The sequence below is a fragment of the Aquisalimonas asiatica genome (assembly GCF_900110585.1).
Classification (GTDB): Bacteria; Pseudomonadota; Gammaproteobacteria; order Nitrococcales; family Aquisalimonadaceae; genus Aquisalimonas; species Aquisalimonas asiatica.
Window position 1 is genome coordinate 493,883 of the sequence record NZ_FOEG01000001.1, and the last position, 17,290, is coordinate 511,172.

The following is a 17,290-nucleotide window of genomic DNA, read 5'->3' on the forward strand; positions in this document are numbered from 1 at the left end:
CGGAGTCCATGACCGGCGGCGGCGCCAACGGCGATACCAATAGCCTGGACACGCTCGCCGAGCGTATCGGCAAGACGCTGGCGGCTGATCGCCGCGGGTTCCGCAAGCGCCTGCAGGGCCTGCGTCGGCGTGCCTCCAGTGGCAAACCCTACGACCGCGGGCTGCAGCAACTGAGCAGTGCCATGGACGCATCCGTGGCACTGCGCGAGCGGCGCATCGCCAGCCTTCCAGTGCCGGACTTCTCCCAGGATCTCCCGGTCAATGACCACCGGGAGGCGCTCGCCGAGGCGATCCGCAAGCACCAGGTGGTGGTGGTCTGCGGCGAAACCGGATCCGGGAAGAGCACCCAGCTGCCCAAGATCTGCCTGGAGCTCGGCCGCGGCGTGGACGGCATGATCGCCCACACCCAGCCTCGCCGGCTCGCTGCCCGGACCCTGGCCACCCGTATCGCCGAGGAACTGCACAGCGAGGTCGGTGAGGCCGTGGGCTACAGAATCCGGTTCACCGACCGGGTCAGTGACCGGACTCACGTGAAACTCGTCACGGACGGCATGCTGCTGGCGGAAATCCAGGGGGGCCGCACCCTGGACGCCTACGACACCATCATCATCGACGAGGCCCATGAGCGCAGCCTCAACATCGACTTCCTGCTCGGCTACCTCAAGCAGCTCCTGCCGAAGCGCCCTGATCTCAAGGTCATCATCACCTCGGCGACCATCGATCCGGAGCGCTTCTCCCGGCATTTCGATGATGCCCCCATCGTGCACGTCTCGGGCCGGACGTATCCTGTCGAGGTCCGCTACCGACCGCTCGCCGGCGAATCCGGGGACGACCGTGACCGGGACCAGCAGACCGCCATCGTCGATGCCGTGGACGAACTGGCCCGGCAAGGGCCCGGCGACATCCTGGTCTTTCTCGCCAGCGAGCGGGAGATCCGCGAGACGGCAGAAGCGCTGCGCAAACACCATCCGCCCGGCACCGAGGTGTTGCCGCTGTTCGCGCGCCTGAGTGCCGCGGAGCAGCAGCGCGCATTCCAGTCCCACGCCGGGCGGCGCATCGTGCTCGCCACCAACGTGGCGGAAACTTCCGTGACCGTGCCGGGCATCCGCTACGTGGTGGACACCGGCGTCGTGCGCCTGAGCCGTTACAGCTTCCGCACCAAGGTGCAGCGGCTGCCCATCGAGCCGATCTCCCAGGCCTCGGCCAATCAGCGCGCCGGGCGGTGCGGCCGGGAGGCGCCGGGCGTGTGCATCCGGCTCTACGGCGAAGACGATTTCCTGGGACGCCCCGCGTTCACGGACCCCGAGATCGTCCGCACGAATCTCGCCGCCGTGATCCTGCAGATGCGCCACCTGGGACTCGGGGCCGTGGAGGATTTCCCCTTCATCCAGCCGCCGGACTCACGCTACGTCAAGGACGGCTATCGCCTGCTCCATGAACTGGGCGCCGTGGACGGCCAGTGGCAGTTGACCGACCTCGGGCATCAACTGGCGCGACTGCCCGTGGACCCCACCATTGCGCGCATGCTGATGGCCGGAAACCAGGAGCAATCGCTGGCCGAGATCCTGGTGATCGCCTCGGCGCTCAGCATCCAGGACCCGCGGGAGCGCCCCCTTGAAGCGCAGCAGGCGGCGGATCAGGCCCATGCCCAGTGGCGCGACGAACGCTCCGACTTTCTCGCCTACGTGCACCTCTGGGCTGCCTACCAGGCCTCGAAGAAGGCGTTGTCGCGCAACAAGCTCGATCGCTGGTGCCGGGATCACTTCCTGAGCCCGCTGCGGATGCGGGAGTGGAGCGACGTCCATCGGCAGCTCAAGGAACTGGTCACCGGGATGGGTCTGCGTCCGAACACGGAACCCGCCGATTACCTGCCCATCCACCGGGCGCTGCTTGCGGGCCTGCTCGGCAACGTCGCCATGCGTAGCGACGAGCAGGGTTATATCGGCCCGCGCAACCTCAAGCTCACGATCTTCCCGGGCTCCGCGCTGGCGAAAAAGCGGCCCAAGTGGATCGCCGCAGCCGAGATCGTCGAGACCTCGCGGGTGTTTGCCCGCACAGTGGCAAGCATCGATCCGCGCGAAGTGGAACAGCTGGCCGGTCACCTGGTGCAACGCACCTACAACGAGCCGCACTGGGACCGGCGCCGCGGCCGGGTCACTGCCTATGAAACGGTGACCCTCTACGGCCTTCCCCTGGTGACCGGGCGCAAGGTGGACTACGGCCGGGTCGACAGCGCGGACGCCCGCGAGGTGTTCCTGCGCCAGGGGCTCGCCGAAGACCGCGTGGACAGCAAGGGCGCATTCCTCGAGCACAACCGGACATTGATCGCGGAAATCGAGGCCCTGGAAGACAAATCGCGTCGGCGCGATGTCCTGGTGGACGTGGATCGGCTTTACGCCTTCTATGCCGAACGCGTCCCCGAGGGCATCAGCGACCTGCGCAGTTTCGAGCACTGGCGCAAACAGGACGAACGCACCCATCCGCGCCGCCTGTATCTCACCCGCGAGGCGCTGATGCAGCATGATGCGGCCACGGTGACCGCGGAGCGGTATCCGGAACAACTGGCGGTGGGCGATCTGCGCCTGCCACTGCAGTACCACTTCGAGCCCGGACACCCGGACGATGGTGTGTCCCTGCAGGTCCCGCTGGCCGCGCTCAACCAGCTACGCCCCGACCCGCTGGAGTGGCTGGTCCCCGGGCTGGTGGAGGAGAAGGTCACGGCCCTGATCCGCGGCCTGCCCAAGGCCCTGCGTCGCAATTTCGTGCCGGCCCCGGATTTCGCCCGGGCGGCACTGGACGCCATCAGCCCGGCGGACGGCTCGCTCACCGATGCCCTGCGCCGTCAGCTCCATCGCATGACCGGCGTTGATGTGCCGCCCGAGACCTGGGACGCGGTGGAGCTGCCCGATCACCTGATCATGAATATCCAGGTGCTCGATACGGAAGGCGAGGTCATCAGCCGGGGACGGGATCTGGCCGCGTTGCAGCAGGCGCTGGGGGACCGTGCCAGCGAGGGCTTCCAGGTGGCCACCCCCGACCCCCAGTGGGAGCGGGAGCACATCACCCGCTGGGACTTCGACGCGCTGCCGCGCACCGTCGAGTTCGAGCAGCATGGCGTCACCGTGCGCGGCTACCCCGCACTGGTGGACGCGGGTAATACCGTCGCCCTGCGCATTCTGGACTCGTCGGAAGCGGCCGACGAGAGTACCCGCCGTGGTGTCCGCCGACTGCTGCGCCTGCAGCTGCGCGAACAGGTCCAGTATCTGCGTGACAATCTGCCGGGGTTCCAGCAGATGGCCCTGCAATACCGCGGGCTCGGCGGCAGTGACGCCCTGCGCGATGACATTATCGACGCCGTGGTGGATGCCGTGTTCATCGGCGACCAGCCACTGCCCGCGGACGCGGAAGCCTTCCAGGCCATGCTCGAGGCCGGTCGCGGACAGCTGGTGGAGGAGGGGGAGCGCTTTGCCCGCCGGGTCGCACGCATGCTGGAGCGCTACCACGGGCTGAAGAAGGCGCTCAAGGAGCCACGGGGGCTGGAGGGCATGGACAGCTTCCGCGACATGAACGAGCACCTGAACCACCTGGTATTCCCCGGCTTTCTGCTGGCGCACCGCAGTGAGCTGCTGGCCCATCTGCCGCGTTATCTGGACGGGTTGCAGCACCGGGTGGAAAAGCAGCGGGAGGACCCGCGCCGCGACGCCCAGCGCACCCATCAGGTCAGGCCGTGGTGGGAGGCCTGGGTGGAGCGCGCCGCGCGCCACGAACGGGACGGCATCGTCGACCCGGAGCTGCACCGGTTCCGCCATCTGCTGGAAGAGTTCCGCATTTCCCTGTTCGCCCAGCACCTGGGCACGGCAACACCGGCATCGGAAAAGCGGCTGCGCCAGCAGTGGCAGGCGGTACGCTGACACTTCCCGCCCCCTGTAGTACCATGCGCTCCTTTCCGAATACTGACGGTATGCGCATTATGGAAATCAACCCCTTGTACACTCAGGCAGCCGATCTGCGCGAGCGCGTCGATGCGCTGAGGGGGTATCTTTGACTACCCGGGCAAGAAGGAGCGCCTGGAAGAAGTCCTGAGACTTCTGGAAGACCCGACCATCTGGAACAACCCCGAGGAAGCCCAGAACCTCAATCGCGAGCGCTCGCGCCTGCAGGACGTGGTCAACCGCCTCGAGGAGCTCGGCTCCGGTCTTGCCGACGTGGACGAGCTGCTGGACATGGCCCAGGAAGAGGGCGACGAAGACACCATTACGTCCGTCGAGAAGGACCTGAAGGCGTTCGAGCAGACGGTGCAGGCGCTCGAGTTCCAGCGCATGTTCTCGGGGGAGATGGACGAGAGCAACGCGTTTCTGGACATCCAGGCCGGCTCCGGCGGCACCGAGGCCCAGGACTGGGCCAACATGCTCCTGCGCATGTATCTCCGCTGGGGCGAGCGCAAGGGCTTCAAGACCGACATCATCGAACTCTCCGAGGGCGATGTCGCCGGCATCAAGAGCGCCACGGTCCGCTTCGAAGGTGACTACGCCTTCGGCTGGCTGCGTACCGAAACCGGGGTGCACCGGCTGGTGCGCAAATCGCCGTTCGACTCCGGCAATCGCCGGCATACCTCGTTCGCCGCGGTGTTCGTGTCTCCCGAGATCGATGACAACGTGGATATCGAGATCGACCCGTCGGACCTGCGCATCGATGTCTACCGGGCCAGCGGCGCCGGCGGCCAGCACGTCAACACCACGGAGTCCGCGGTGCGCATCACCCACGAACCCACGGGCATCGTGGTGCAGTGTCAGAACGACCGCTCCCAGCACCGCAACCGTGACACGGCCATGAACCAGCTGCGCGCCAAGCTGTACGAGTTCGAGATGCAGAAACGGCGCCAGGCGCAGGATGCAGCCGAGGAAGACAAATCCGACATCGGCTGGGGCAGCCAGATCCGCTCCTACGTACTGGATCAGTCCCGTATCAAGGACCTGCGCACCAACGTCGAGATCGGCAATACCCAGGCGGTACTGGACGGCGATCTGGACCGCTTCATCGAAGCCAGCCTCAAGGCGGACGCCTGACCAAGCGAGCGAGCATGAGCAACGACAACCCGGACATCGACGAGAACAAGCTGATTGCCCAGCGCCGCGAGAAGCTCCAGACCTGGCGGGAATCCGGCGAGGCATTTCCCAACGGATTCCGCCGGGATGCACTGGCGGCGGATCTGCACGCCACTCACGGCGAGCGGGACAACGACACCCTGGAAGCGGAGGGCGTCCGCGTGCGCGTGGCCGGGCGCATGATGGCCAAGCGCGTCATGGGCAAGGCCAGCTTTACCCAGTTGCAGGACATGACCGGCCGCATCCAGCTCTACGTGCGGCGGGATGATCTGCCCGAGGGTGTCTATCAGGACTTCAAGAAGTGGGACGTGGGCGACATCATCGGCGCCGAGGGCACGCTGTTCCGGACCCGCGCCGGGGAGCTCAGTGTCAGCGTCGACCGCATCCAGCTGCTGACCAAGTCGCTGCGGCCGCTGCCGGAGAAGTACCACGGCCTCCAGGACCAGGAGGCGCGCTACCGCCAGCGCTACGTGGACCTGATCATGAACCCGGACGTGCGCGACGTCTTTCACGTGCGCAGCCGGATCATCCAGTACATCCGCGACTTCCTCAACACACGGCGCTTCCTGGAAGTGGAAACGCCGATGATGCAGCAGATCCCCGGCGGCGCGGCGGCAAGGCCGTTCATCACCCATCACAACGCGCTGGACATGTCGCTGTACCTGCGCATTGCGCCGGAGCTGTATCTCAAGCGGCTGGTGGTGGGCGGATTCGAACAGGTCTACGAGATCAACCGCAATTTCCGTAACGAGGGCGTGTCCACGCGACACAACCCCGAGTTCACCATGCTGGAGTTCTATCAGGCCTACGCGGATCACAACGATCTCATGGACCTGACCGAGGAACTCCTGCGCGGCCTGGCGGTGGACCTCAAGGGCAGCCCCGAGCTCACCTGGCAGGGGGAGACGCTGGACCTGGGCAAACCGTTCCAGCGCCTGGCCATGCGTGACGCCATCCTGCGCTACAACCAGGACATCAGCCCGGAGCACCTGGACAACCTGGAATCCGCTCGCGGCATTGCCCAGCGGCTGGGCATTCAGGTGGACGGCGGTGCCGGGCTCGGCAAGCTGCAGACGCTGATCTTCGAGGAGACGGTGGAGCACGAGCTGCGCGAGCCCACGTTCATCGTGGACTATCCCAAGGAAGTCTCACCGCTGGCGCGCCCCAAGGACAGCGACCCGTTCGTCACGGAGCGTTTCGAGCTGTTCATCTGTGGTCGCGAGGTGGCCAACGGATTCTCCGAGCTCAACGACGCCGAGGACCAGGCCGAGCGGTTCCGGGCCCAGGCGGCGGAGAAGGAGGCCGGTGATGAAGAGGCGATGCACTACGACGCCGACTTCATCCGCGCCCTGGAGTACGGCCTGCCGCCGACAGCGGGGGAGGGGATCGGCATCGACCGGCTGGTGATGGCCTTCGCCGATCAGGCGTCCATCCGCGACGTGCTGCTGTTCCCGGCCATGCGACCGGAGGTCTGAGGGGCGGTCAGCCCCCCGCCTCGGCCTCGTCGGACTCCGGTGTGACCGGCACCGGATAGGGCAGTTGCGCAAAGCCGGCAGGCTGATCCGCGATGCGGAGATCCTGCCGGTCGCGGTACTGCAGGCGGAGCACCGCCAGCGCCTCGATGCCGGCCGGACCAGCGACCGCCTGAACGATTTCACCCGCCGATGCGCCGTCGGCCGTGAGCACGCTGTCTCCCGCGTGCGGGACCATCTCCCCCGGTGCCGTGAGCCCGAACATGCGTCGGCTGGGCTTGCCGCGGTAGTGCATGCGCGCCACCACCTCCTGCCCCGGGTAGCAGCCCTTGCTGAAGCTGACGCCGTCCACCAGATCCAGGTTCAGCTGCTGCGGCACGAAATGCTCCGCCGTGCCGGCAACCACGGCCGGTTCCCCTGCGCGGACCTGCAACAGGGTCCACGCCTGCGGCGTGACCGGGCGTGACGCCGCCACCAGGGTTTCCCACACGCCGGCGGCATCACGGGCGTGGGTGACCATCAGAAAGCGCTCTTTTTCTCCGCCCAGGTTCACCACCGAGGTGTCCCCCGCATGCACGACGGTGCCGGTGCCTTGCGGCAGGGTGCCGGCCACTTCACTGATGGCCGCCGCGCCGGACCCGGTGGCCCCGAACACGGCCGCATGGGGCGTGAAATCCTGCAGCGCCACCCTGGACCGGAGAATGAACATCCGAAGCCGTTTCACCAGCCCGTCCATCAGGCTGCGGTCGGCCAGCAGCAGGAAATCGTCCGCGTCCAGTCGAATGACGCGGAACACGGCCAGCAGCCGCCCCTTCGGATTGCAATAACCGGCCAGGCGGGCTTCCGTCACCGGCTGATCCTCGATGCCCTGGCTCAGCTGACCGTGGAGAAACGCGGCGGCATCATCGCCAACCACGCGGATCACGCCCTGGTGCGGCAACGGCATGACCCCGCCATCTCCCAGGGCCGCATGTTGCTCGGCCGTGGCGTCTCCAAAGTCGAGAAGTGCGCTGTCGTCGTACCGGGCGCCGTGGATCTGAAGCAGGGCAGGCCAATCCATTGCGTTCGCGTCGGATGCTTGTTCACTCATTGTGCAGTGCCGTAATCACCTGTTGATGTGGCATAATCGCGGGGATTCATGAACTGCGGAGGCAAATGCCATGACGACGCCTGAGGAAACGCCTACCCCCACGTCCGGCCCCGCCGGAGAGTCAGTGCAACAGGATAACACGGCAGATCCCGCAGACCCGAGCACCTGGCCGGAAGAGTTTGGTGGTCAGACGGGCCCGGAACCCACGCGCTACGGGGACTGGGAGAAAGGGGGGCGCTGCACGGACTTCTGAAGTCAGTCTGCCGATCTCCGGGATGCGTGACCCCGTTCAGGGCACACGCCCCGGGGCGGCTGTAAACTGCCGCCGCTTCACGGATCCATCATTCACCCGAAGTGCTTCCGGGAATTGCTGCCTTGCATCGCCCGGGAGGACAGTTTAGTTTAACTGCCGCTTTTGGCCCACGCGGAGCGAGTCACAATGCCAAGCGATAACCGACCGCTATCCCCCCACCTGCAGATCTACCGGCTGCCTTTCATCGCCGTACTGTCCATTTCCCACCGTATGGCGGGCGTAGCGAATTCCATCGGTTCGCTCCTGGTCATCTACTGGCTGGTCTCCCTGGCGAGCGGCCCGGATGCGTTCGAGCGGGCGCAGGCGGTGCTGGGGTCCTGGCTCGGCCTGATCATTCTGTTCCTGTTCAGCCTCGGGCTGTTCTACCACCTGTGCAACGGGATCCGGCACCTGTTCTGGGATGCGGGCAAGGGCTTTGAGCTGGAGACCGCGAAGCGCTCCGGGCAGGCGGTGATTGCCTGCGCCGTCGGGCTGACCGTTCTCGTGTGGATCGTGGCCTTTGCCACTGGGGGTGCGTAATGAGTCTTAGAACTCCGGTCAAGGACGCGCGCGGGCTTGGCTCCGCGAAGGACGGCGTGCACCACTGGTGGGTGCAGCGCCTGTCGGCCGTCGCACTGATTCCGCTGGTGCTGTGGTTTGCCTTTTCCCTGGCGGTGAACGCGGGTGGTGACTACGAAGCAGCCCGGGCGTGGATCGGCTCACCGTTCACCGCAGGCGTTGCGATCCTGCTGATCGCCGCCGCCTTCTATCACGCGCAGCTCGGGCTGCAGGTGGTTCTGGAAGACTACGTGGACAACAAGGCGCTTGAGATCGCCGGCCTCGTTGTCGTGAAATTACTGGCTGCGGTGCTGGCGCTCACCGGCATCCTTGCCGTGCTCAGCATTGCCTTTGGAGGCTGAACGCAATGTCCAGCTACGAGATTATTGATCACACCTACGATGTCGTGGTGGTCGGCGCTGGTGGTGCCGGTCTGCGTGCCACCTTCGGCATGGCGAACCAGGGCCTGAAGACGGCCTGCATCACCAAGGTGTTCCCCACGCGCAGTCACACCGTCGCCGCCCAGGGTGGCGTGTCGGCGGCGCTCGGCAACATGGGGGAAGACGACTGGCGCTGGCACATGTACGACACCGTCAAGGGTTCCGACTGGCTCGGCGACCAGGACGCCATCGAGTACATGTGCCGCGAGGCGATCCCGTCCATCATCGAGCTGGAGCACTACGGCGTTCCCTTCTCGCGCACGGACGAGGGCAAGATCTACCAGCGCCCCTTCGGCGGCATGACCACGCACTTCGGCGAAGGCCGCGCACAGCGCACGTGTGCTGCGGCCGACCGCACCGGTCACGCCATTCTCCACACGCTCTATCAGCAGGCGCTGAAGTACGAAGCCGAGTTCTACATCGAATACTTCGCCCTGGACCTGATCATGGACGAAGAGGGCGCATGCCGGGGCGTGATCGCCCTGAACATGCATGACGGCACCATTCACCGTTTCCGCGCCCACGAGACGGTGCTGGCCACCGGTGGCTACGGCCGTTCCTATTTCTCCTGCACCTCGGCGCACACCTGCACGGGTGACGGCATGGGCATGGTGCTGCGCGCCGGCCTGCCGCTGCAGGACATGGAGTTCGTGCAGTTCCACCCCACGGGTGTCTACGGCGCCGGCTGCCTGATCACCGAGGGTGTGCGCGGCGAAGGCGGCTACCTGACCAACTCCGAGGGCGAGCGTTTCATGGAGCGCTACGCGCCCAACGCCAAGGACCTGGCCTCCCGCGATGTGGTCAGCCGCTCCATGACCATCGAGATCCAGGAAGGTCGGGGCGTCGGCCCGAACCAGGACCATATCAACCTGCACCTGGAACATCTCGGCGCGGACGTCATCAACGAGCGCCTGCCCGGGATTGCCGAGACCGCCCGGATCTTCGCCGGCGTGGATGTGACCAGGGCGCCGATTCCCGTGCTGCCCACGGTGCACTACAACATGGGCGGCGTACCCACCAACTACAAGGGCGAGGTGGTCACGCTGCGGGACGGCAACCCTGACGCCGTTGTGCCGGGGCTGATGGCCATTGGCGAGGCGGCGTGCGTCTCCGTTCACGGCGCCAACCGCCTGGGCTCCAACTCGCTGCTGGACCTGGTGGTGTTCGGGCGCGCCGCCGGCCTGCGTGCCAAGGAACTGGTGGACGAACAGGGCCCGAACCACCGCCCGCTGCCGAAGGATTCGGCCGACTTCGCCCTCAACCGCCTGGACCGTCTGCGCAACGCCAACGGCAGTCAGCCCACGGCGCGGATCCGCGACAACATGCAGAGCGTCATGCAGAACTTTGCCGCCGTCTTCCGTACCGGCGAGACCCTTGAGCAGGGGTGCCAGAAAATGGACGAGGTGTTCGCGTCCTTCGAAGACGTGGCGGTATCGGACCGGTCGCTGGTGTGGAACTCGGATCTGATCGAGACGCTGGAACTGGACAACCTGCTCGGCTGCTCGGTCACCACGATCCAGTCGGCGCGCAACCGCACCGAAAGCCGCGGCGCGCACGCCCGGGAAGACTACACCGAGCGCGACGACGACCAGTGGATGAAGCACACGCTTTCCTGGATGGATACCCAGGGCAAGACCGAGATCGATTACCGGCCTGTGCACATGACCACACTGACCGACGAGGTGGAGGTCTTCCCGCCCAAGGCGCGGGTGTACTGATCCACCGACCACCGTCGCAGGCCAGCAAGTAACGAGGTTGACAGCCAATGGCAGAGTTCAAGCTTCCAGAGAATTCCCGGGTCGGTCAGGGCAAGACGTGGTCTGCCCCGGAAGGTGCGAGCAACGTGCGTCAGTTCAAGGTCTACCGCTGGCATCCCGATGAAGGGCAGAACCCGCGGATCGATACCTTCGAGCTGGACATGGATGATTGCGGCCCGATGGTTCTCGATGCGCTCATCAAGATCAAGAACGAGGTGGACCCGTCGCTGACGTTCCGGCGCTCCTGCCGCGAGGGCATCTGCGGCTCCTGCGCCATGAACATCGACGGCCAGAACACCCTGGCGTGCACGAAGGCGTGCGATGAGGTGGACGGCCCGGTGCGCGTCTATCCGCTGCCGCACATGCCGGTGGTCAAGGACCTGGTGCCGGACCTCACCCATTTCTATGCCCAGTACGCCTCCATCCGGCCCTGGATCCGCACCGAGACGGCGACACCGCCGGACCGGGAGCGTCTGCAGAGCAAGGAAGACCGGGCCAAGCTCGACGGGCTGTACGAGTGCATCCTGTGTGCCTGCTGCACCACGTCCTGCCCCAGTTACTGGTGGAACGGTGACCGTTACCTCGGACCCGCCGTGCTGCTGCAGGCGTATCGCTGGATCGCCGATAGCCGTGACGAGACCACCGGTGAGCGGCTCGACGATCTCGAGGACCCGTTCAAGCTCTACCGCTGCCACACGATCATGAACTGCGCGCAGACCTGTCCGAAGGGGCTGAATCCGGCCAAGGCCATCGCGGAGATCAAGAAACTCATGATCGAGCGGCGCTGAAGCGCGCTGGCCCGGGAGGAGAGCAAGGTCGTGAGTGAACGCTCCAGGCTGCGCTGGCGGTGTCGACGAGGAATGCGGGAGCTGGATCTGCTCCTGGAGCACTTCCTCGATAACGGCTACGCCGCGCTCGATACGGCGCAACGGGAGGCGTTCGAGACCTTGCTCGCGTGTCAGGATGACACGCTGTTCGGTTGGTTCTACCAGGGAGAGGAACCTGACAATGCCGAGCTTGCCGGTCTCGTGGAGCGAATCCGCAGCAACTTCGGGCTTTCACGTTAACCCGTCACGCGCCGCCCATCACTGGCGCCATTTTCTGCTCGTGGCCGCCGCCGTGGCAGCGCTGAAAGCACCGGCGACGCTGTTGCTCTCGTTGCTTGCGCTGCTGGCATTGACGGCCTGTGCCGCGCGCTTCGGCTTCAACGGCCGCCCAATGGCGTGTTACTGGTTCAGCCTGGACGTTGAATCGGGATGCGTGTGGGCGGACAGCGTCGATGGCATCCGCGCGTGGCAACTGCGCAGCTGGTTCCGCCACCCGGCTCTTTGCGTGCTGTACCTGCGCGGGGAGAACGGGACGTCAGCGACACTGGTCCTCCCCCGCGACGCCCTGGATCGCCGGTGTGCCCGCCGGCTTTACTACCTGCTCGGCGTCAGCACCGTGGGCAACGCCTCAGGAAGCCTGTCCGGGTAATCCAGGGTGTAGTGCAGGCCGCGGCTCTCCCGTCGCTCCTGGGCGCAGCGGATGATCAGCTCGGCCACCATGGCCAGGTTGCGCAACTCCAGCAGGTCCGCGTTCACCCGGAAATTGCCGTAGTACTCCAGGATCTCGCCCTGGAGCAGGTCCACGCGACGACGTGCCCGCTCCAGGCGCTTGCTGGTGCGCACGATACCCACGTAATCCCACATGAAACGGCGCAGCTCATCCCAGTTGTGGCTGACGACCACCTGTTCGTCGGAGTCACTGACGCGGCTCTCGTCCCAGGAGGGCAGAGCAGGTGGCGGCGCAATGCCGTCGAGGGCGCCGGCAATGTCGTCGGCTGCTGCCGTGCCATAGACCAGGCACTCAAGCAGCGAGTTGCTTGCCAGCCGGTTGGCGCCATGCAGGCCGGTACAGGAGACCTCCCCGATGGCGTACAGGCCCGGGAGATCCGTCCGGCCGGAATGATCGACCACGATGCCGCCGCAGGTATAGTGCGCCGCGGGAACCACGGGAACCGGCTCGCGGGTCAGGTCGAAACCGAACTGGAGGCACTGCTCGTGGATGGTCGGAAAGTGCTCCCTGATGAAGTCCGCATCACGATGGGAAATATCCAGGTAGACGCAATCGGCGCCCAGGCGCTTCATTTCGTGGTCGATTGCCCGGGCAACGATATCCCGGGGCGCGAGCTCGCCGCGTTCGTCGAAGCGGTGCATGAAACGGCTGCCATCCGGCAGCCGCAGGTGCGCCCCCTCGCCACGGAGCGCCTCACTGAGCAGAAACGATTTCGCCCTGGGGTGAAACAGGCACGTGGGATGGAACTGGTTGAACTCCATGTTCGCCACGCGACACCCCGCACGCCACGCCATGGCGATCCCGTCGCCGGTCGCGCCGTCCGGGTTGCTGGTATACAGGTAGACCTTGCTGGCGCCGCCGGTTGCCAGCACCACCGTCCGGGCCGCGATCGGCCGCACGCGGCCGCTGGCAACATCCAGGCCGTACACACCGACACAGCGCTGTGGTTCGTGGCCAAGCCACTCCGCGGTGATGAGATCCACGGCCAGGTGATGCTCCAGCACGGTGACGTTGGCGCGCCGGCGGACAAGCCCCTCGAGGGTCGTCTCCACGGCGCGCCCCGTGGCGTCGGCGGCATGCACGATGCGGCGATAGGAATGACCGCCTTCCCGGTGCAGGTGCAGCCCTCCATCCGGACCATCTTCCCGGGAGAACGGGACATCGTTGCCGATCAGCCAGTGAATGCACCCGGGCGCACTCTCGGCGACAAACCGCGCCGTCTCCGGGTCGGTCAGACCGGCGCCCGCATCCAGGGTGTCGGCGACGTGGGATTCGACGGAATCGGCTTCATCGAGGACGGCGGAGATACCGCCCTGGGCATACAGGCTCGACCCTTCGGTGAGCGGGCCCTTGGAGAGCACGGCAATCCGGACGGTCTCGGGGAGGCGCAGGGCGAGCGTCAGTCCCGCTGCGCCGCTACCAACAATGACGACATCAAACTGCTCAGGCTCTGGCACGGATTCCGACCTTGCCGCTGTGACTGTGAGACCGTTCCGACCCCGCCGGCTGCTTGCAGCGTGCTTGGACGATCGGCTACCCTCAGTGGCCGTTATGGCCTGCCTGAATCCGGCTGGATCGAGGGGCCGGAGCCGATTCGCGATCTGGAATCGCGGAGCAGGGCGGCGCGACCGGCACTTATCTAAACACAATCCGCTGAAGTGCGCGAACTATCCATGCCCATCAATGTCTATCGCAGTGACGCGGTTAGTGGAATAACCGTGAAAGGACGGGCTGAATGACCAATGCCAAGGTCGATCAACAGCTCGTCGAGCGTGTACAGGCCGGTGATAAGAAGGCTTTTGACCTGCTTGTCCAGAAGTACCAGTTCAAGCTGGTCAAGATGATATCGCGGTATGTAACCGATCCCAGCGAGGCTCAGGATGTCGCGCAGGAAACGTTTATCAAGGCCTACAGGGCATTGCCGAACTTCCGCGGCGAGAGCAGCTTCTACACGTGGATCTACCGCATCGGCGCCAACACGGCGAAGAATTATCTCGTCGCCCAGGGGCGCCGGCCTCCCGGCAGTGATGTGGACGCGCAGGACGCCGAGCAGTACGCCGGTGATTCCCTGCTGCGGGAAACGGATACACCTGAAGGACTCGCCCAGCGCGAGGAGATCGAGCGGACCGTCTTCGATGCCATCGAGGCGCTACCGGACGACTTGCGCACGGCGATCACACTTCGGGAGCTGGACGGTTTGAGTTACGAAGAGATTGCGCAGGCAATGGATTGCCCGGTGGGGACCGTGCGATCACGGATATTCCGGGCGCGTGAAGCGATCGACAACCGGTTGAAACCGTTGCTTGATAATAAATAGCAGACAGTGGTGGTGCCATGACGAAACCCTATGAGGAGCAGATTTCGGCGCTGAGCGACGGCGAACTGCCTGACGCCGAGATGCAGTTACTGCTTCGGGTCGCGGAGAGAAGCGAAGACGTGGCGGCCCGGATGGGGCGCTACGCGGTGATTCGGGAAGCGCTTCACCGGAACCTGCCGGATCACGTCGACACATCGCTGGCGGCACGGGTCTCGGCGGCGGTTGAGGACGAACCGGTGCACACGGCAGGCCCTGGCTACGGGGCCTCCGGTCACCGCTGGTGGCTGCGCCCGGTGGGCGGCGCGGCCATTGCCGCCTCGGTCGCCCTGATGGCGATTGCCATCTGGCCACAGCAGTCCTCCACCCCGGACGGGGATGTCATCGAGACGGCCAGCGCTCCATCGGCGGCACAGCAGACGTCGGCCGGGCAACCGGTGTCGGCGGAGAGCATCCAGTGGGACCGGCTCGACTCCGACATCCAGACGCGGCTCGATGAGTACGCGGTGATCAGGGAGCGCACGGAGCCGCAGCTCGACTTTCTCTCACGACCCGTCGGCGTTAGTGATCGACGGGGCGAAAACTGACGCGGCCTTCAGCCATGATTCGCGAACAGGGGCAGGTCGTCGCGACGGGTGGCGGCCGCTGTCGCGTCCGCATCCAGCGCCACGGCGCCTGCTCCGGGTGTGACATACGACGAGGCTGTGGCATCGGGCTTCTTGCCAGGGCGATGCCCGGCCGCACTGCGGAGATCACGTGCGAGACCGGCGAGACCCTGCGACAGGGGCAGCGCGTGGAGGTCGGCGTGTCGGAGCGGGGCGTCGTGTCCGCCGCTGCACTGGTGTACCTGTTGCCTGTTGTTGCGCTGCTTGCCGCAGCCGTACTGGGATCACCCTGGGGTGACGCGGTGGCCATCCCCGCCGCGGGGGCGGGATTTGTGAGCGCATTGGTTGTGGCCCGCGCACTGGCCCGGAGAATGACGGACCGCGGCGCGTATCGCCCCGTGGTCCTGGCGGACCGGCCGGCACGGGGTGACGACCGGAGTGAATGAAGACACGATGCCCCGGGGGTGGACCCCGGGGTGTCCGGACGGGACATTCGGTGGCCTCGGGCCTGACCGGAGTCAATGCACGATGGAGAGCACGGGGAAGCAGCACATGCGACAGGTTATGACTCGAAAGTTCCTGGTTGGCCTCTGTAGCCTCACGCTGATGGCTGCACTGGTGGCATCGCAGGCACAGGCCCGCGATCGCCTGCCCGACTTCACCGGCCTGGTGGATCAGAACAGCCCGGCCGTCGTGAACATCAGCTCCACCCAGTCCCGCGAACGTGGGGAGCGGGGTGGCATGGGTGATCTTCCCGAGGATCATCCCTTCCGCGAGTTCTTCGACCGCTTCGGAGGGGAGCGTGGCGAGGGGCAGCAGCCCCCGCAGCCGTTCGACTCCGAATCTCTGGGCTCCGGCTTCATCATCTCCTCCGACGGCGACATCGTCACCAACTACCACGTGGTCCAGAATGCGGACGAAGTGGTCGTCAAACTGAGCGACCGCCGTCAGTACACCGCGGAAGTGGTGGGCTATGACGAGCGCAGTGATCTTGCACTGCTGAACATTGATGCCGAGGACCTGCCCACCGTCTCGATCGGCTCGTCGACCGAGCTCTCGGTTGGCGAATGGGTTCTTGCCATCGGTTCGCCGTTCGGGTTCGAACACTCGGTGACGGCGGGCATTGTCAGCGCCAAGCGGCGCAGCCTGCCGCAGGACAACTACGTGCCGTTCATCCAGACCGATGTCGCCATCAACCCCGGCAACTCGGGGGGGCCGCTGTTCAATCTGGACGGCGAAGTGGTCGGCATCAACTCGCATATCTACAGCCGCAGCGGCGGTTTCATGGGGCTGTCTTTCGCCATTCCGGTGGAGCTCGCCATGGACGTGATTGACCAGCTCCGCACGGACGGGCGTGTCGCCCGCGGCTGGCTCGGCGTGCTGATCCAGGACGTGGACCGGGATCTCGCGGAGTCGTTCGGCATGGATCGTCCGCACGGCGCGCTGGTGGCGCAGGTCACGTCCGACAGCCCGGCGGCGGATGCCGACCTGGAAGCGGGCGACGTCATCGTCCGTTTCGAAGGCCAGGATATCGGCACGTCGTCAGAACTGCCTCCAATGGTCGGACGCATGCGGGCCGATGCAGAAGTCACGCTCGAGATCATCCGCGATGGCGAGCACCGGGAAGTGACCGTGACACTTGGTGAACTGCCCGACGAGATGGCCGAGCGGGAGCCACCGCAGCAGGAGATGCCCGAGGAGCCGGAACCGGCAACGGAATACTTCGGTATGGAACTGCGCGACCTGTCCGAACAGGACCGCGAGGAGCGCGGCATTGATCAGGCCGGCGTTCTGGTTGAGCGGCTGACGGAAGGCCCGGCCCAGCAGTCCGGCATCCGGCAGGGCGATGTCATCACCATGCTGGACCAGCAGCGCGTGGACTCGGTGGAGACATTCGAGTCCATCGCCGAGGGCCTCGAGGAGGGGCGGGTGGTCCCGGTCCTGCTGATGCGTAACGGCAGTCCGAGGTTTTTACCACTCAGGCTCCCGTAAGCGTCCTGAATCGGTACAATACCGGCACACTTCAAGTGTCGGCAGCTTTCGGAACGTGCCCCGCCAGCGGGGCACGTTTGCGTCCGGAGACGGTCAATGGACGCTCCC

General features: G+C 65.8%; 16 protein-coding genes. 14 read left to right on the forward strand and 2 right to left on the reverse strand.

What is annotated here, in order from left to right:
• The first annotated feature begins 8 nt into the window (after positions 1 to 8).
• The 3 genes from hrpA to lysS all read left to right on the forward strand — a co-directional run bounded on the left by hrpA (position 9) and on the right by lysS (position 6,580).
• A complete protein-coding gene (gene hrpA, locus BMZ02_RS02350; protein ID WP_091639592.1) occupies positions 9 to 3,911 on the forward strand; it encodes an ATP-dependent RNA helicase HrpA in 3,903 nt (1,300 codons plus the stop codon).
• Between the two features lie 56 nt (positions 3,912 to 3,967).
• A protein-coding gene (gene prfB, locus BMZ02_RS02355) for a peptide chain release factor 2 (protein ID WP_139209144.1) occupies positions 3,968 to 5,066 on the forward strand; the annotation gives its coding sequence in 2 pieces (ribosomal slippage) (positions 3,968 to 4,042 and positions 4,044 to 5,066; 1,098 coding nt in all).
• A gap of 14 nt (positions 5,067 to 5,080) precedes the next feature.
• On the forward strand, positions 5,081 to 6,580 hold the full coding sequence (lysS, locus tag BMZ02_RS02360) for a lysine--tRNA ligase (protein WP_091639594.1): 1,500 nt from the start codon (positions 5,081 to 5,083) through the stop codon (positions 6,578 to 6,580).
• A 7-nt stretch (positions 6,581 to 6,587) separates the two neighbouring features.
• On the opposite strand, the gene ygfZ is transcribed toward lysS, so the two are convergent.
• On the reverse strand, positions 6,588 to 7,637 hold the full coding sequence (gene ygfZ, locus BMZ02_RS02365; protein ID WP_171909775.1) for a CAF17-like 4Fe-4S cluster assembly/insertion protein YgfZ: 1,050 nt from the start codon (positions 7,635 to 7,637) through the stop codon (positions 6,588 to 6,590).
• Positions 7,638 to 7,737: 100 nt separating this feature from the next.
• Here ygfZ and BMZ02_RS02370 point away from each other — a divergent pair, with 100 nt between their 5' ends.
• From BMZ02_RS02370 to BMZ02_RS02400, 7 genes are all read left to right on the forward strand, one after another.
• Entirely contained in the window at positions 7,738 to 7,920 is a 183-nt protein-coding gene (locus BMZ02_RS02370) for a DUF1674 domain-containing protein (protein ID WP_091639597.1), read from the forward strand.
• 186 nt (positions 7,921 to 8,106) lie between these two features.
• Positions 8,107 to 8,499 (forward strand): succinate dehydrogenase, cytochrome b556 subunit, encoded by a 393-nt coding sequence (gene sdhC, locus BMZ02_RS02375; protein WP_091639599.1) that lies wholly within the window; start codon positions 8,107 to 8,109, stop codon positions 8,497 to 8,499.
• Complete coding sequence (sdhD, locus tag BMZ02_RS02380) at positions 8,499 to 8,879, forward strand: succinate dehydrogenase, hydrophobic membrane anchor protein (RefSeq protein WP_091639601.1); 381 nt, start codon at positions 8,499 to 8,501, stop codon at positions 8,877 to 8,879. The genes sdhC and sdhD overlap by 1 nt, the downstream gene beginning before the upstream one ends.
• A 5-nt stretch (positions 8,880 to 8,884) precedes the next feature.
• Positions 8,885 to 10,675, forward strand: coding sequence for a succinate dehydrogenase flavoprotein subunit (gene sdhA / locus BMZ02_RS02385; RefSeq protein WP_091639603.1), 1,791 nt, complete (start codon positions 8,885 to 8,887; stop codon positions 10,673 to 10,675).
• A 47-nt stretch (positions 10,676 to 10,722) separates the two neighbouring features.
• Positions 10,723 to 11,502 carry a succinate dehydrogenase iron-sulfur subunit gene (locus BMZ02_RS02390; RefSeq protein ID WP_091639605.1) on the forward strand — a complete coding sequence of 260 codons (780 nt, stop codon included), beginning with the start codon at positions 10,723 to 10,725 and terminating at the stop codon, positions 11,500 to 11,502.
• 30 nt (positions 11,503 to 11,532) lie between these two features.
• Positions 11,533 to 11,781: an FAD assembly factor SdhE gene (locus tag BMZ02_RS02395; protein WP_171909776.1), complete on the forward strand. Its 249-nt coding sequence runs from the start codon at positions 11,533 to 11,535 to the stop codon at positions 11,779 to 11,781.
• Between the two features lie 52 nt (positions 11,782 to 11,833).
• On the forward strand, positions 11,834 to 12,190 hold the full coding sequence (locus BMZ02_RS02400; RefSeq protein ID WP_139209121.1) for a hypothetical protein: 357 nt from the start codon (positions 11,834 to 11,836) through the stop codon (positions 12,188 to 12,190).
• Here BMZ02_RS02400 and nadB read toward each other — a convergent pair.
• Positions 12,136 to 13,728, reverse strand: coding sequence for an L-aspartate oxidase (gene nadB / locus BMZ02_RS02405; RefSeq protein WP_091639610.1), 1,593 nt, complete (start codon positions 13,726 to 13,728; stop codon positions 12,136 to 12,138). The genes BMZ02_RS02400 and nadB overlap by 55 nt on opposite strands.
• Before the next feature lie 278 nt (positions 13,729 to 14,006).
• Here nadB and rpoE point away from each other — a divergent pair, with 278 nt between their 5' ends.
• The 4 genes from rpoE (at position 14,007) to BMZ02_RS02425 (ending at position 17,182) form a co-directional block, all read left to right on the forward strand.
• On the forward strand, positions 14,007 to 14,588 hold the full coding sequence (gene rpoE, locus BMZ02_RS02410; RefSeq protein WP_091639611.1) for an RNA polymerase sigma factor RpoE: 582 nt from the start codon (positions 14,007 to 14,009) through the stop codon (positions 14,586 to 14,588).
• Positions 14,589 to 14,605: 17 nt separating this feature from the next.
• Positions 14,606 to 15,172, forward strand: a complete 567-nt coding sequence (locus BMZ02_RS02415) for a sigma-E factor negative regulatory protein (RefSeq protein WP_091639613.1) — start codon at positions 14,606 to 14,608, stop codon at positions 15,170 to 15,172.
• Positions 15,173 to 15,186: 14 nt separating this feature from the next.
• The gene (locus BMZ02_RS02420) at positions 15,187 to 15,636 is read left to right on the forward strand and encodes a SoxR reducing system RseC family protein (RefSeq protein WP_091639615.1); all 450 of its coding nucleotides are present in this window, start codon (positions 15,187 to 15,189) and stop codon (positions 15,634 to 15,636) included.
• 106 nt (positions 15,637 to 15,742) lie between these two features.
• Positions 15,743 to 17,182, forward strand: a complete 1,440-nt coding sequence (locus BMZ02_RS02425; RefSeq protein WP_091640375.1) for a DegQ family serine endoprotease — start codon at positions 15,743 to 15,745, stop codon at positions 17,180 to 17,182.
• Positions 17,183 to 17,290: the final 108 nt, after the last annotated feature.